Source organism: Pseudoroseicyclus sp. CXY001 (assembly GCF_041714655.1).
Lineage (GTDB): Bacteria > Pseudomonadota > Alphaproteobacteria > Rhodobacterales > Rhodobacteraceae > Pseudoroseicyclus_A.
Window position 1 is genome coordinate 2,291,648 of the sequence record NZ_CP168219.1, and the last position, 14,415, is coordinate 2,306,062.

Consider the following 14,415-nt stretch of genomic DNA (forward strand, 5'->3'; position numbering starts at 1 on the left):
TGCCCGCCTGCCGCCGGGTCAGGCCCGGCTCATGTGATCGTTCCGTGACAGCGGCGCCGCGAGCGTCTATGCAGCGGCCAGCTGCCCCAGACAGACGGAGCATGACTTGCCCCATCCTGCGCCCGCGCATCCCTTCGACGATGACAAGCTGAAGGAGGAATGCGGTGTGTTCGGCGTCGTCGGCACCGCCGATGCCGCCAATTTCGTCGCTCTCGGGCTTCATGCCCTGCAACATCGCGGCCAGGAGGCCTGCGGCATGGTCACCCATGACGTGGCCACCGGCTTCCACTCCGCCCGGCGGATGGGAATCGTGCGGGACAATTTCACCTCGCCCGAGGTGATGGCCACCCTGCCCGGCGAGATCGGCATCGGCCATGTCCGCTACTCGACCGCCGGCAACAAGGGCCAGACGGCGATTCGCGACGTGCAGCCCTTCTTCGGCGAGTTCTCCATGGGCGGCGCGGCGCTGGCCCATAACGGCAACATCACCAATGCCGCCTCGCTGCGGCGGGAGCTGATCGAGCGCGGCTCGATCTTCCAGTCCTCCTCCGACAGCGAGTGCATCATCCACCTGATGGCCCGCTCGATGGGCAAGACCATCCCCGACCGGATGGAAGAGGCGCTGCGGAAGACCGAGGGCGCCTTCTCCGTCGTCGCCATGACGCGCACCAAGCTGATCGGCTGCCGCGACCCGCGCGGCGTCCGGCCTCTGGTGCTCGGCAAGCTGGCCACCGGCTGGGTCCTGTCGTCGGAGACCTGCGCGCTCGACATCATCGGCGCAGAGTTCATCCGCGACATCGCCCCCGGCGAGATGGTCGTCGCCTCCGCCGAGGGCGGCGTCGAGAGCTACTTTCCCTTCCGCCAGAAGGGCTCGCGCTTCTGCATCTTCGAGCATGTCTATTTCTCGCGCCCCGATTCGATCCTCGGCGGCCGCTCCGTCTACGAGACGCGCGAGGCCATCGGCCGCGAGCTCGCCCGCGAGGCGCCGGTGGAGGCGGATCTCGTCTGCCCCGTGCCCGATTCGGGCACGCCGGCCGCCATCGGCTATGCGGCGGAGAGCGGCATCCCCTACGGGATGGGCATCATCCGCAACCAGTACATGGGTCGGACCTTCATCGAGCCCTCCGAGCAGATCCGCAACATGGGCGTCAGGCTCAAGCTCAACGTCAACCGGGCGCTCATCCGCGGCAAGCGGGTGATCCTGGTGGACGACTCGGTCGTCCGCGGCACCACCACGCGCAAGATCAAGGAGATGATCCTCGATGCCGGCGCGGCGGAGGTGCATTTCCGCATTGCCTCGCCGCCGACGGCCTGGCCCTGCTTCTACGGCGTCGACACGCCGCAGCGCGAGAAGCTGCTCGCCGCGACGATGACCGAGGAAGAGATGCGCGAGCATCTGGCCGTCGATTCGCTGAAGTTCATCTCGCTCGACGGGCTCTACCGCGCCGTGGGCGAGGCCGGCGGGCGGGACCCGGCCCGGCCGCAATATTGCGACGCATGCTTCTCGGGCGAATATCCGATCGAGCCGGCCGACATGATCGAGCAGGGTTTCCAGCTCAAGACGGCGGCCGAATAGGCTCTATTCGGCCAGCCGCGCCAGCACCTCCGCCACATCCACCGACCAGGCCCAGGCCTGACGGCCATAGAGCCGCCGGGGCAGCGTCTTGACGCGCGCCGCGAGCGGCGGGGCGGCGAGCGGGGCGCTGCCGCTGACGACCTCGTGGCGGAGGCCGAGCGCCAGGGTGGAGACAGCCATCCAGGGCTCGTCCACCGCCGACGGGCGGAGCTCGACGACACGGGCGCCGGGGGCGAGGTGGATGAGGTTGCCGAGCGCCGCGCCGCTCGGGCCGGCGAGCGTCCGCGCCCCGCGCGCCGCCTCGGCCTGCGCCCGCGCGCTCATCCCCTCGGGCCGGATCACCCTGCCGCCGCCCTGCAGGATGGCCCGCTCGAGCCGCGCCTCCTCCAGCAGCACCCGGCTCCAGACGCCTCGCCGCGACAGGTAGAGCGCGCCGGCGAAGGGCCCGGGCCCGGGCGGCGGCGGGGGCGCCGCGGGCCGGCCGAGCCGCGCGGCGGCGGCGAAAAGGAGGCCGTCGCCCCGCTGCAGGTAATGGTTGATGCTGGTGAGGATCACCGCCTCCCCGACGTTCACGGCCGCCTCGCGCCGGATCAAGGGCGCCGGCAGGCCGGCCATGGCGAGGATCTCCCGCTGCCAGGCGGCAAGGGGCGGCGCCAGCGGCGGATAGGCGGCGCCGACGCCGCTCTCGTCCAGCCAGGTGAGCCCCGGCAGCCCGTCGAAGAGGAAATGCCCGTAGTTGCGGCAGGCGCCCTTGCCGAGCCAAATGGCGGCACGCGGGATCCGCGGGGCGGAGCCGGGCGCCTCCGGCAGCGGCCTGTCGCGAAGCCGCGAGGCGCTGTGCGCATGGGCCGGGACCCGCCCGTCCGCCAGCCGGACGAGCCCGAGCCGCGGCCAGATCGTCACGTCCCTCGCGTAGAGCAGCCGCACATCGCCGACGGCATGGCCCCCCGCCTGTCGCGGCGGCTCGATCACTGCCTGCGCCGGCCCCTCGGGCGGCGTGCCGGCCGCCAGTGCCGCCGCCAGCCCCTCAACCTCGGGGAAGAGCCGTGCCTCGTCCTCGATCTCGCTCATGCGCCCGCCGTCCGCCCTGCCCCGCTCTTCGGCCGGCACGCTAGGCGGCGGGCCGCCCCGGCACAACCGGGCGCGCCCACCCGGCGAGTCGGCGCCCCTTGCAAGAGGGGGGTTTTCCGCTCGGCTTGTCCTGGCCGATGCCGCCCCCCCTGTTGCGCAGATCGGCGCGCATGGACCCCGCCCCCCCTTTCGCCGCCGCGCCGCCGCCCATAGGCAGCGCCACGTCCCCAGTGCCCGCTCCGGCCCGCTGCCCCCGCCCGGGCGGCAGGCCGGGGCGGGCGCCTTTCTTCAAGAGTTGAGCCTTTAGCATGACCGACCAGACCCCGCCCGATGTCGACGCCGCCGCGACCACCCGCATCGAGGTGCCCATGGAGGGCATCCTTCTGCTCGGCACCTTCGCGGCGCCCGGCGGCGGGGCCGCGCTTCTCAGGCTCTCCGACGGCTCCATCGCGCGGGTGACGCCCGGCGAGGCGACGGGCGCCGGCGAGGTGCTGGCCATCGCGGCCGGTCAGGTGACCTTCCGCCGCAGCGGCGGCGAGGAGATCACGCTCGGGATGCCCGGCTAGGCTCCCCCGGGCCGGGGCTCCCGCCGCGCTCGCGCCGCGCGCCGCCCCTTGACCTCGCCCGCCCCCTGCCGCATCCCGCCGGCATGACGACGCCCGCCCTCATCACCGGCGCCAGCCGCGGCCTCGGCCATGCCATCGCGCTGGCCCTCGCCCCGACCATGCCCATCGTCGCCGTCGGCCGCACCACCGGCGCGCTCGAGGAGCTCGACGATGCCATCCGCGCCAAGGGCGGCGAGGCCGTGCTCGCGCCGATGGACATCAACGTCGACGCCGCCATGCAGCAGCTCTGCCGGTCGATCTACGACCGCTGGGGCGGCATCTCGCTCTGGGTGCACACCGCCATCCATGCCGGCCCGCTCGCCCCCGCGCCGCATCTGGCGGAGAAGGATTTCGACAAGTCGGTCAACACCAACATCACCGCCACCCGGCGGCTGATCACCTATGTGGCGCCGCTCCTCGGCAGCTCCGGCCGGGCGATCTTCTTCGACGATCCGCGCGCCGGCGAGCGCTTCTTCGGCCATTACGGGGCCACAAAGGCGGCGCAGATCGCGCTCGCCCGCTCCTGGGCGGCGGAGGCGGAGAAGATCGGGCCGCAGGTCCGCATCCTGACGCCCAATCCGATGCCCACCGCCACCCGCGCCCGTTTCTTTCCCGGCGAGGACCGTGCGCCTCTGGCCACGCCCGAGGCGGAAGCGGCGCGGCTTCTGCCCGAAATCCTGGGCTGAGCTTGCCGCAAGCTGCCCCCTCGCCTAGACGGGGGCAAAAGGGGCGGGGCATGCGGATCCTTCTGACGAATGACGACGGCATCAACGCGCCGGGGCTGAAGGTCCTGGAGCATATCGCCGCGGCCATCGCCGGCACCGGCGGCGAGATCTGGGTCGTGGCGCCGGCCTTCGAGCAATCGGGCGTCGGGCACTGCATCTCCTACACGCATCCGATGATGATCGCCGAGATGGGCCATCGCCGCGTTGCCGCCGAGGGCTCGCCGGCCGATTGCGTGCTGGCCGCCATCCATGACGTGATGCCCCAGCCGCCCGACCTCATCCTCTCCGGCGTCAACCGCGGCAACAATTCGGGCGAGAACGCGCTTTATTCCGGCACCCTCGGCGGGGCGATGGAAGGGGCGCTGCAGGGCGTGCGCTCCATCGCGCTCAGCCAGTTCTACGGGCCGGACAACGCCGAGCTCGACGATCCCTTCGAGGCCGCGCGCCAGTTCGGCGCCGGGCTCGTCCGGCGGCTGATCGACAAGGCGCCCTGGGGCGCCGGCGATTACGGGCTCTTCTACAACGTGAACTTCCCCCCTGTTCCGGCGGCGGAGGTGAAGGGCGCGGTCTCGTCCCGCCAGGGCTTCCGCCCCGATACGGGCTTCTCGGTCGAGCCGCATATGTCGCCCTCGGGCCGGCGCTTCCTCTGGATCAGGGGCGCCAAGCAGGCGGTGGAGACGGGCCGCGGAAGCGATGTCACCGCGAACCTCGCGGGCTATATCTCGGTCACGCCGATGCGCGCCGACCTCACCGCCCACGAGAGCCTCGCCCCCCTGGCGGAGGCGCTGCGGTGAGCGAGGCGGACGAGGACGGCCCCGACGGCCCGGCCGTCACCAAGATGCAGTTCCTCTTCGCGCTGCGCTCGCGCGGCGTTACCGACAGCGCCGTCCTCGGCGCCATGGAGAAGATCGACCGCGCCCCCTTCGTGCGCGGCATCTTCTCGGCCCGCGCCTACGAGGACATGCCGCTGCCGATCGCCTGCGGGCAGACGATCTCGCAGCCCTCCGTCGTCGGGCTGATGACCCAGGCGCTGGAGATCAATCCCCGCGACAAGGTGCTCGAGGTCGGCACCGGCTCGGGCTATCAGGCTGCGATCCTCAGCCAGCTCGCCCGGCGGGTCTACACGATCGACCGCTACCGGCGGCTCGTCACCGAGGCGCGGGTGGTCTTCGAGGACCTCGGGCTGCACAACATCACCGCCATCATCGGCGACGGCAGTCACGGGCTGCCCGACCAGGCGCCCTTCGACCGGATCCTCCTGACCGCGGCGGCCGAGGACCCGCCGGGGCCGCTCTTGGCCCAGCTGCGCGTGGGCGGTATCATGGTGCTGCCCGTCGGCCAGTCGGACCAGGTGCAGAGCCTCATCCGCGTCCGGCGGAGCGAGGCGGGCTTCGATTACGAGGAGCTGAGGCCGGTGCGCTTCGTGCCCCTGATCGAAGGGCTGGGACAGGAATGAAACCGGCCCCGAGAGCCGGACGAGCGAACGAACGAAGATGGGCAGAGCGGAGTTTTGACATGCGGGCAACGGTGACGTTGAGCGGGCCGGGCAGGATGCGGGCCGGAGCGGCGGCGGGGCTCTGCAGCCTCGTGGTGCTGGCAGGCTGCCAGGACGGGCGCTTCGACTTCGATCTCCGCGGCCTCTCCCGCGGCTCCTTCGAGACCAGCTCGGCGCTGCAGACGCTGCCCGAGCGCCCGGCGCCGGATGCGCGGGGCGTCATCTCCTACCCGACCTTCCAGGTCGTCGTGGCCCAGCGGGGCGAGACGGTGCGGGGCATCGCCCAGAGGCTTGGCCTCGATGCCGAGGCGCTCGGCGCCTATAACGGCATCAACCCCGACACGCAGCTCCGCCGCGACGAGATCGTGGCGCTGCCCGGCTCCGGCGCCGGGACGGGGGCCGGCACCGCAAGCGTGCCGGCCGCGCCGATCCAGCCCTCCGGCACCGCCGTCACCACGACGACGCTCGACCCCGCCCCGGGCGGCACCCCGGCCCCGGTGACGACGCCGAGCCCGGCGCCCGCGGCCCCCGTGCAGACCGGCACCGAGCCGATCCGCCACCGCGTGGCCAGCGGCGAGACGGTCTACATCATCGCGCGGCGCTACAACGTGCCCTCCGATGCCATCGCGCGCTGGAACGGGCTCGATGCGAACCTGACGATCCGCGAGGGGCAGACGCTGCTGATCCCGCAGCCCGGCGATGCGCCCTCCACCGCCGCGCTGGCGCCGCCGCCGGAGACCACGGCGCCCGGCGTCGGCTCGCCGACCCCTGTGCCGCCCTCGGCCGCCGCCCCCCTGCCCGCAGAGACGCCGGCCCCCGCCGCCGTGGCGGAGCAGACGCCGCCGCCCGAGACGGCCCCCGACCTCGGCGAGAGCCAGACCCCGGCCGCCGACACGTCGCAGCTCGCGATGCCCGTCTCCGGGTCGATCATCCGCGGCTATGCGCCGGGCCGGAACGAGGGGATCGACATCGGCGCCGCCGCCGGCTCCCCCGTCCGTGCCGCCGATGCCGGCACCGTGGCGGCGGTGACGACGGATACCGGCGGCGACAATATCGTCATCATCCGGCATTCGAGCGACCTGCTCACCGTCTACATGCGCATCGACAGCCTGACCGTGGGCCAGGGCGACCGCGTCAGCCGGGGCCAGCAGATCGCCGAGGTCGCCGCGGGCGATCCGGCGAACCTGCATTTCGAGGTCCGCCTCGGGATGGAGAGCGCCGACCCGACCGACTACCTGCCCTGAGGGGGCGCCCGGTTGAAAGCGGGGAGCCGGGGGGCTGTCTGCCCCCCGTCGCCTTGCGGCGACTCCCCCCGAGGATGCCCGGGAGCAAAGACGGGGGAGGCCCCGGGGCGCCGGGGCCTAGAGCATCCGCTTCCAGCGGAAGAAGGCCCAGGTCAGCGCCGCGCTCGCCACCATGGCGGCGACGGCGATCGGGTAGCCGAGCGGTGCGTCGAGCTCGGGCATGAAGGCGAAGTTCATGCCGTAGAGCGAGGCGATCAGCGTCGGCGGCAGGAAGATCACGCTCATGACCGAGACGATGCGCACCGTGGCGGACTGGTCGAGGTCGATCATGCCGAGCGTCGTGTCGGTGATGAGGCTGAGCCGGCTGCCGAGGAAATCGGCATGAAGCTCCAGCGCGTCGATATCGCGCTGCCGCGCCTTCACCGCCGCCTTCACATTGCCCCGGGCATTGCCCCGCCGCGCCAGGAAGAAGCCGAGCACCCGCTCGATGGAGAGAAGCCCGAGCCGCACCCGGCTCATCACCTCGCCCTGCCGCCCAAGCTCACGGAGAAGCTCGCGCATGTCGCCCTCCTCCCGGTCCTCCGCCTCGTAGACGCCGCGCGCCGCCGCATCGAGCGCCCGGCCCACCGCCTCCAGCAGGTCGGCGGCGCGGGCCACGATCTCTTCCATGAGGCCGAGGAACAGCGTCTCGACGCTCTCCGTCCCGACGGAGCTCTGCCCGGCCCGGGGCCCGAAGGTCTCGAAGGGCTGCGGCGCGTGATAGCGCACGGTCAGAAGCTGCTCGGGCGTCAGGATGAAGCTGACGGGGCCGGAGGTCTGCGTGCCGTCCGGCAGGCGGCCGGGCAGGATCGCGGTCATCACCTCGCGGCCGCCCTCGACATAGAGCCGGTTGGAGATCTCGATCTCCTCCATCTCCTCATGGGAGGGCACGGGGAAGCCCAGCGCCTCCACCTGTGCCACCTGTTCGGGCTGCGGGTGATAGAGGTCGATCCAGAGCGCGTCGGCCAGCGGCGCGCCGGGCTCGAGACGGGTGAGGGCCTCGCCGTCGCGGCCCCAGGCATAGAGCATGACTGTCCTCCCCTTTCGGCGCCGGTCCGGTCGGCCTCACCTCGCCCTGGACGGCGCCCGGGTCAAGGGGCGAGCGCGGCCTCGACCTCGGCGGCGTGAAGGGCGAAGCGCTCCGGCAGCGCCCGGCGGAGGATGCGGGCCGAGGCGGGGTCGATCGCCTCGATCCGGCCCGCGAGCCAGCCGGTGACGGCGCACCAGCCGGCGCGGAGGAACGCATCCGCCGCCGCGAGCCTGGCCGGCTCCGGCGCGGCGGCGATGCGCTCGGCGAGCGCGGCGAAGCGCGGCGCCTCCGCCCGGGCGAGGAAGGCGGCGAGCCCCGCCTGCCCCCGCACCACCCGCCGCTCGAGAAAGTCGATGGCCTGCATGCCCGAGGTGCCCTCGTAGATCGCCAGCACCCGCGCGTCGCGCAGCATCCGCTCCAGCGGGTAGTCGCGCGTATAGCCGGCGCCGCCGAGCACCTGGATGGCGCGGTGCGGCGCGTCGAAGCCCGTCTCGGCCCCGAAGGTCTTCACGAGCGGCATGAGGAAGGCCGCGAGCGCCTGCGCCTCGGCGCGCTCTTCCGGCTCGGGCGCCCGGGCGGCGAGGTCGATCTGGCAGGCGAGCTCGAGAACGGCGGCGCGGAGGAGCTCCGTCTCCGCCCGCAGCTGCCCGAGCTGGCGGGCGACGTCGGGATGGGTGGCGATGGGCACCGGCGGCGCGGCCGGGTCGCCGCCCTGCCGGCGCTCGGCGGCATAGGCCTCCGCCAGCTCGGCGGCGGCGGTGGCGAGGCCGAGCCCCTGCACGCCGGTCTGCAGGCGCATGAGCTCGATCATCGCGAAGAGCTGGGGCAGTCCCCGCCCCTCCTCGCCGATCAGCCGCGCCTCCGCCCCGTCGAAGGCCAGCGCGCAGGTGGGGGAGCCGTGAAGGCCCAGTTTCTCTTCGATCCGCAGGAGCGTGACGCCCGGCGCGCCCCGCCGCGCCGGGACGAGAAAGAGCGACAGGCCGCGGGTCCCGGGGGCGTCGGATGTGCGCGCCAGCAGGCAATGGCCGATGATCGGGGCGAGGTCGTGATCGCCGAAGCTGATCCAGATCTTCTGGCCGGTGACGCGCCAGGCGCCGCCCTCGCGGGTGGCCTTTGTGGCGATCCGCCCCACGTCGGAGCCCGCCCCGGGCTCCGAGATGCAGATCGTCGCCGCCCGCTCGCCGGCGATGAGCGCCGGCACCCAATCGGCGAGACCCTCGCCGCCGTGCTGTGCCAGAAGATGCGCTGCCGAGCGGGCGGCGCCGGGGGCCATGAGGAAGGCCGGCGCCTCGGCATCGAAGAGCGATTCCGCCGCGGCCTGAAGGGCGACCGGCAGGCCGGAGCCGCCCAGCGCCTCCGGCAGGTCGAGCCCGATCCAGCCGCCGCCGGCCACCTCAGCCCAGGCCCCCGCGAAGCCCTCGGGCAGCACGACGCGACCATCCTCGACGCGCGCGCCGACCCGGTCGGAGGCTTCGGCGATCGGCCGCAGCACGCCACGCGCCAGCCGCCCGGCCGCCGCGAGCACCTCGCCCGCCACCTCGTCATCGACATGGCCAAGCGCGCAGAGCCGCCGCCACCCCGGCGTCACCCCCAGCATAGCCAGAAGCCGTTCTTCCCCCGTCACCCCGTTCCCCCAGTCTTTGCTCCAAAGAAATCCTCAGGGGGGATCTCGGGGGGCGCGAGCGCCCCCCGAGGCGGGGGGACCGGGGGGCCTGCGGCCCCCCGCGCGCCGCCTCACTTCGGCGGCAGCCGCGTCGCCGCATCCAGCCGGATCACTTCCCCGTTCAGATAATCGTTCTCGACCATGTACTTGACCGTATGCGCATATTCCTCGGGCTCGCCGAGCCGCACCGGGCCCGTGATCGTCCGCGCCAGCGCGTCCTGCGCCTCCTCCGGCAGGCCGTCGAGCAGCGGCGTGCGGAAGATCCCCGGCGCGATGGTGTTCACGCGGATGGCGAAGCGGGCAAGCTCGCGGGCCGCCGGCAGCGCCATCGAGACGATGCCGCCCTTCGAGGCCGCATAGGCGGCCTGACCGATCTGCCCCTCGAAGGCCGCGACCGAGGCGGTGTTGATGATCACACCCTTGCAGCCCGTCGGCCCGTCCGTGAGGCTGATCTGATGCGCGGCGATGCGCATCACGTTGAAGGTGCCAATCAGGTTGACCCGGATCACCTTCTCGAAATCCGACAGCGGCATCACCCCGTCGCGGCCGACGATGCGGCTGGCGCCGCCGATGCCGGCGCAGTTCACCACGATGCGCGGCACGCCGAAGGCCTCGCTCGCCACGTTGAACGCCGCCCAGACCAGCTCGGAGGAGGTAACGTCGACCGCCAGCCCGTGGCCGCCGATCTCCTTCGCGAGGTCTATGGCGCCGCCCTCGTTGCGGTCCACCACCGTGACCTTCGCGCCTTCCCTCGCCAGCATCCGCGCCGTCGCCGCGCCGAGGCCGGAGGCCCCGCCGGTGACCAATGCGCTGGTTCCCTCGATCTTCATCCTACCTCGCCCTTTCGCCCGCATGAATGACACCGGGACCGCCCTCGTAGAGCGCGGCCACGGCCCCTTCCCTGCGGTTCAATACGGCGCGTTGGTTTACGGACCCTTTGTCCGTCACCTCTCCGGCATCGAGCTTTAGAGGTTCGGTTAAGAGCAGCGCCCGCACCACGCGGCTGGCGGAGCCGGTGGCGGCGCGGGCATGGGCGGCGAGCTTGTCGGCCAGCGCCGCATGGACGGAAGGATGGGCGAAGAGCTCTTCGTCGGAGAGCTTCGCGCCGCCCTCGACCAGCCGCTCGAGCCCGGGGCGGAAGGGCACGAGGAGCGCCCCCAGCTCCTCCTGCCCCTCGCCGGCGATGACGCAATCGCGGATCAGCCCGTCCATCGCGTCGATGAGCTTGGCCCTGAGCGCGCCGACGGCGACCCAGGTGCCGGTCTGCAGCTTGAAGTTCTCGGCGATGCGGCCGTCGAAGAAGAAGCCCTTCTCCGGCCGCCCGGGCTCGGCGAAGCGGAGCGCGTCGCCCATCCGGTAGAAGCCCTCCTCGTCGAAGGCCTCGGCGGAGAGCTTCTCCGCCCGCCAGTAGCCGGGCGTGACATTCGGGCCCTTGAACCGCGCCTCCAGCTTGTCGCCGGAGGGGACGAGCTTCAGCGTGACGCCCTGCGCGGGCACGCCGCAATTGCCGGGGCCGGGCTGCGGCTCGGTGCAGAAGATGGCGAAGGGCGCCGTCTCGGTGGAGCCGAGCCCGGCGCACATGAGCACGCGGGCGCCGATTGTCTCTTCCGCCAGTTCTTCGAGCCGCCGCCAGGTATGCGCGGCCATGCCGGCGCCGGCATAGAGCAACATCTTGACCCGGCTGAAGAATTTTTCGCGAAGCGCGGAATCCTCTTCCATCGCTTCGATCAGCATCTCGAATCCGGCGGGCACGTTGAAGTACCAGGTCGGCGCGATCTCGCGCAGGTTGCGGATCGTCTCTGCCATGTCGTCAGGCGTCGGCTTGCCGGCATCGATATAGAAGGTGCCACCGTTGTAGAGCGCGATGTTGAAGACCTTCGTGCCGGAGGCGACGTGGTTCCAGGGCGCCCAGTCGACCAGCACAGGCGGCTCGTCGCGCAGCCAGGCATAGCAGTCGAGCACCTGCTCCATGTTGGCGCAGAGCATCCGCTGGGTCTGGATCACCGCCTTGGGGCTGCCGGTGGTGCCGGAGGTGAAGAGGAACTTCGCCACCGTATCGGGGCCGGTGGCGGTGCGGGCCTCCTCGGCCTCGGGTCCGGCCTCCGTCGCCATGACATCGGCCCAGCGCAGCACCTGCCGGCCGGGGATCTCGCCACGGGCGGCGATGACCGGCACATCGGCGCCGAAAACCGCGGCGATGGCCTTGGCGAAGGGGCCGGCATCCTCGACGAAGAGCGCGCCGGGGGTGATCTGGCCGGCGATGTCCTTCAGTTTCGCGTAATCCTTGCTGACGAGCGCGTAGGCCGGCGCCACGGCGGCGGAGGGCACGCCCACATATTGCGCCGAGAGCGCCGCCACCGCATGGGCGAGCGAATTGCCGGAAAGGATCATGAGCGGCCGCTCGGGCGAGAGCCCTAGCCCCAGAAGCGCCGTGCCCACCCTGGCCATCGCGTCGGCGAGCCCGGCATAGGTCATCTCCGCCCAGCCATCGCCATCGCGCTCGGCCATCCAGGTGCGATCCGGCGCCGCCTCGGCCCAGTGGAGGATCCTGTCGGAAAGCCTGTCGGGATAGGCGCCCAGCGCGTCCTCGCGCCAGACCAGCATCGAGCCGTCGGGGCGCTCCTCAAAGCCGATCCGGGGCTCCCAGATCGTCACCTCGCGTATCGGCGCCTTTGCCGCCATGGCCATCCTCCCTGCCTTGCGGCCCGGAGTATCAGACACGCGGAATTAGTTTACAAGGAAAATACCCTCGCCTAAGCTGCGCCCGACTGAACGGGAGTGCGACGGGTGAGTGACGGCAGCGCCGAAACCATGGTGACTTATGAGCTGCGCGGCGATGTGGCGCTGATCGGCCTCAACCGGCCGGAGAAGCGCAATGCCATCTCCGACCGCTTCGTCGGCGAGATCGAGGCCGCCGTCCTGCGTGCCCGCTCCGAGGCGCGCGCCGGGGTGATCCACGGCCACGGCAAGCATTTCTGCGCCGGGCTCGACCTCGCCGAGCATGTGCAGAAGACGCCGCTTCAGGGCGTCGAGGGCAGCCGCAAATGGCATGACGTCTTCACGCTCATGGAATTCGGCCGCATCCCGTGGTTCTGCGCGCTGCATGGCGCCGTCGTCGGCGGCGGGCTGGAGCTCGCCTCGGCCACACATGTGCGCGTGGCGGACGAGACCGCCTTCTTCGCCCTGCCCGAGGGCACGCGCGGCATCTTCGTCGGCGGCGGCGGCTCGGTGCGGGCCGCGCGGCTGATGGGCGTCGCCCGGATGACCGACATGATGCTCACCGGCCGCTCGGTGGATGCCGAGACGGCGGAGCGGTGGAACCTCGTGCAATATGTCGTCCCCGAGGGGCGGGCGCTGGAGAAGGCCGTCGAGCTCGCCGCCCGCGCCGCCACCAACGCCGATTTCTCCAATTACGCCGTCATCAACGCCCTGCCCCGCATCCAGGCGATGGCGCGGGACGACGGGCTCTTCGTCGAGAGCTTCATCTCCTCCTTCTCCGCCACGACGCCGGAGGCGGAAGAGCGGCTCCGCGCCTTCCTCGAAAAGCGTGCCGGCAAGGTTGCCGCGCCGGGCCGCTCATGAGCCGGGCCGACACCCTCCCCGCCGCCGCCAACGCCGACGCCGGCACGGCAAGGGTCGAGCTCGGCGAGCTCGGCACCTCGCTCGGCTTCATGATGCGCATCGCGCAGCTCCGGCTTTTCGAGCGTTTCTTCGAGCGCTTCGGCGGGCTCGACCTGAAACCGGGCGAATTCTCGCTGCTCTGGGTGATCCATCTCAACCCCGGCATCCGCCAGGGCGGGCTGGCCCATGCGCTCCGCATCAAGCCGGCGCATATGACCAAGCTCATCCGCAAGCTGGAGGAGCAGGGCATCGTCACGCGCCACATCCCCGACGACGATCGCCGCTCGGTGGAGCTGACGCTCACCGAGCCGGGCAAGCGCTTCGTCGAGGAGCGGCAGGCCGATTTCTTCGGGGCGGACGATTACCACGGCAATGCCCTCACCCGCGCCGAGCGGCTGCAACTCGCGGAACTCCTCCAGAAATACTGCGGCCCGGACTGGTGGCACGAATGATAGACCTCGAGAAGATCCGCGCCATCGACATCCATACCCATGCCGAGGAGCCCTGCTGCGGCCCGCGCGACGATGGCTATGACGAGTTCCAGGCCGGCATGGCGCGGTATTTCAAGAACCCCGCCGGCAAGGAGGGGATGCTCCCCTCGGTTCAGGAGACGGCCGCCTATTACCGCGAGCGCAACATCGCGGCGGTGATCTTTCCCGTGGATGGCGAGCGCGAGACGGGCTTTCGCCGCTATTCCAACGAGGAGGTCGCGCAGATCGCGGCCGAGAATGACGACATCCTGATCCCGTTTGCCTCCATCGACCCCGCCAAGGGCCGCGCCGGCGCGCGGGAGGCCCGGCGGCTGGTGAAGGAGTTCGGCATCAAGGGGTTCAAGTTCCACCCCACGATGCAGGGCTTCTACCCCAATGACCGCTTCGCCTATCCGCTCTACGAGGCCATCGCCGAGGAGGGCTGCATTGCGCTCTTCCACACCGGCCAGACCGGCGTCGGCGCGGGGATGCGCGGCGGCATGGGAATGAAGCTGAAATATTCCAACCCGATGTATCTCGACGATGTCGCGGTGGACTTCCCCGACATGCCGATCATCGCCGCCCATCCCTCCTTCCCCTGGCAGGAAGAGGCGCTGGCGGTCGCGACGCACAAGCCGAATGTCTACATCGACCTCTCCGGCTGGTCGCCCAAGTATTTTCCGAAGATCCTGCTGCAATACTGCAATTCGATCCTGCAGGACAAAATGCTTTTCGGTTCCGACTGGCCGGCGATCACGCCCGATCGCTGGCTGGACGATTTCGCGAAGCTGGAAATGAAGGAGAGCGTGATCCCGAAGATCCTGAAGGAGAACGCTCGAAAACTACTGAAGCTTTGAACGCAATCCAGGGAGGACC

14 protein-coding genes are annotated in these 14,415 nt (G+C 71.3%); 9 read left to right on the forward strand and 5 right to left on the reverse strand.

Going from position 1 to position 14,415, the window contains the following annotated elements; all coding sequences use genetic code 11:
• Window positions 1-106: 106 nt before the first annotated feature.
• Window positions 107-1,576: an amidophosphoribosyltransferase gene (gene purF / locus ACAZ03_RS11170; RefSeq protein ID WP_373353600.1), complete on the forward strand. Its 1,470-nt coding sequence runs from the start codon at window positions 107-109 to the stop codon at window positions 1,574-1,576.
• Window positions 1,577-1,579: 3 nt separating this feature from the next.
• On the opposite strand, the gene ACAZ03_RS11175 is transcribed toward purF, so the two are convergent.
• A complete protein-coding gene (locus tag ACAZ03_RS11175; protein ID WP_373353602.1) occupies window positions 1,580-2,647 on the reverse strand; it encodes a DUF563 domain-containing protein in 1,068 nt (355 codons plus the stop codon).
• A gap of 308 nt (window positions 2,648-2,955) precedes the next feature.
• Here ACAZ03_RS11175 and ACAZ03_RS11180 point away from each other — a divergent pair, with 308 nt between their 5' ends.
• The 5 genes from ACAZ03_RS11180 (at window position 2,956) to ACAZ03_RS11200 (ending at window position 6,716) form a co-directional block, all read left to right on the forward strand.
• A complete protein-coding gene (locus ACAZ03_RS11180) occupies window positions 2,956-3,213 on the forward strand; it encodes a hypothetical protein (protein WP_373353604.1) in 258 nt (85 codons plus the stop codon).
• A gap of 83 nt (window positions 3,214-3,296) precedes the next feature.
• Window positions 3,297-3,938 carry an SDR family NAD(P)-dependent oxidoreductase gene (locus ACAZ03_RS11185; RefSeq protein ID WP_373353605.1) on the forward strand — a complete coding sequence of 214 codons (642 nt, stop codon included), beginning with the start codon at window positions 3,297-3,299 and terminating at the stop codon, window positions 3,936-3,938.
• Window positions 3,939-3,988: 50 nt separating this feature from the next.
• Window positions 3,989-4,771 (forward strand): 5'/3'-nucleotidase SurE, encoded by a 783-nt coding sequence (surE, locus tag ACAZ03_RS11190; protein WP_373353607.1) that lies wholly within the window; start codon window positions 3,989-3,991, stop codon window positions 4,769-4,771.
• A gap of 44 nt (window positions 4,772-4,815) precedes the next feature.
• The gene (locus ACAZ03_RS11195; RefSeq protein ID WP_373357072.1) at window positions 4,816-5,433 is read left to right on the forward strand and encodes a protein-L-isoaspartate(D-aspartate) O-methyltransferase; all 618 of its coding nucleotides are present in this window, start codon (window positions 4,816-4,818) and stop codon (window positions 5,431-5,433) included.
• Window positions 5,434-5,528: 95 nt separating this feature from the next.
• Window positions 5,529-6,716, forward strand: a complete 1,188-nt coding sequence (locus ACAZ03_RS11200) for a peptidoglycan DD-metalloendopeptidase family protein (RefSeq protein ID WP_373353609.1) — start codon at window positions 5,529-5,531, stop codon at window positions 6,714-6,716.
• 117 nt (window positions 6,717-6,833) lie between these two features.
• Here ACAZ03_RS11200 and ACAZ03_RS11205 read toward each other — a convergent pair whose 3' ends face one another.
• The 4 genes from ACAZ03_RS11205 to ACAZ03_RS11220 all read right to left on the reverse strand — a co-directional run bounded on the left by ACAZ03_RS11205 (window position 6,834) and on the right by ACAZ03_RS11220 (window position 12,130).
• The gene (locus ACAZ03_RS11205; protein ID WP_373353611.1) at window positions 6,834-7,784 is read right to left on the reverse strand and encodes a CorA family divalent cation transporter; all 951 of its coding nucleotides are present in this window, start codon (window positions 7,782-7,784) and stop codon (window positions 6,834-6,836) included.
• Between the two features lie 62 nt (window positions 7,785-7,846).
• Window positions 7,847-9,409, reverse strand: coding sequence for an acyl-CoA dehydrogenase family protein (locus tag ACAZ03_RS11210; RefSeq protein WP_373353612.1), 1,563 nt, complete (start codon window positions 9,407-9,409; stop codon window positions 7,847-7,849).
• A gap of 110 nt (window positions 9,410-9,519) precedes the next feature.
• Entirely contained in the window at window positions 9,520-10,278 is a 759-nt protein-coding gene (locus tag ACAZ03_RS11215) for an SDR family NAD(P)-dependent oxidoreductase (protein ID WP_373353614.1), read from the reverse strand.
• Window position 10,279: 1 nt separating this feature from the next.
• Complete coding sequence (locus ACAZ03_RS11220) at window positions 10,280-12,130, reverse strand: feruloyl-CoA synthase (RefSeq protein ID WP_373353615.1); 1,851 nt, start codon at window positions 12,128-12,130, stop codon at window positions 10,280-10,282.
• 129 nt (window positions 12,131-12,259) lie between these two features.
• Here ACAZ03_RS11220 and ACAZ03_RS11225 point away from each other — a divergent pair, with 129 nt between their 5' ends.
• The 3 genes from ACAZ03_RS11225 to ACAZ03_RS11235 are packed head-to-tail and all read left to right on the forward strand — an operon-like array spanning window position 12,260 to window position 14,396.
• The gene (locus ACAZ03_RS11225; RefSeq protein WP_373357073.1) at window positions 12,260-13,030 is read left to right on the forward strand and encodes a crotonase/enoyl-CoA hydratase family protein; all 771 of its coding nucleotides are present in this window, start codon (window positions 12,260-12,262) and stop codon (window positions 13,028-13,030) included.
• Window positions 13,027-13,521: a MarR family winged helix-turn-helix transcriptional regulator gene (locus ACAZ03_RS11230; protein ID WP_373353616.1), complete on the forward strand. Its 495-nt coding sequence runs from the start codon at window positions 13,027-13,029 to the stop codon at window positions 13,519-13,521. The genes ACAZ03_RS11225 and ACAZ03_RS11230 overlap by 4 nt, the downstream gene beginning before the upstream one ends.
• Complete coding sequence (locus ACAZ03_RS11235; RefSeq protein WP_373353618.1) at window positions 13,518-14,396, forward strand: amidohydrolase family protein; 879 nt, start codon at window positions 13,518-13,520, stop codon at window positions 14,394-14,396. The genes ACAZ03_RS11230 and ACAZ03_RS11235 overlap by 4 nt, the downstream gene beginning before the upstream one ends.
• Window positions 14,397-14,415 lie beyond the last annotated feature (19 nt).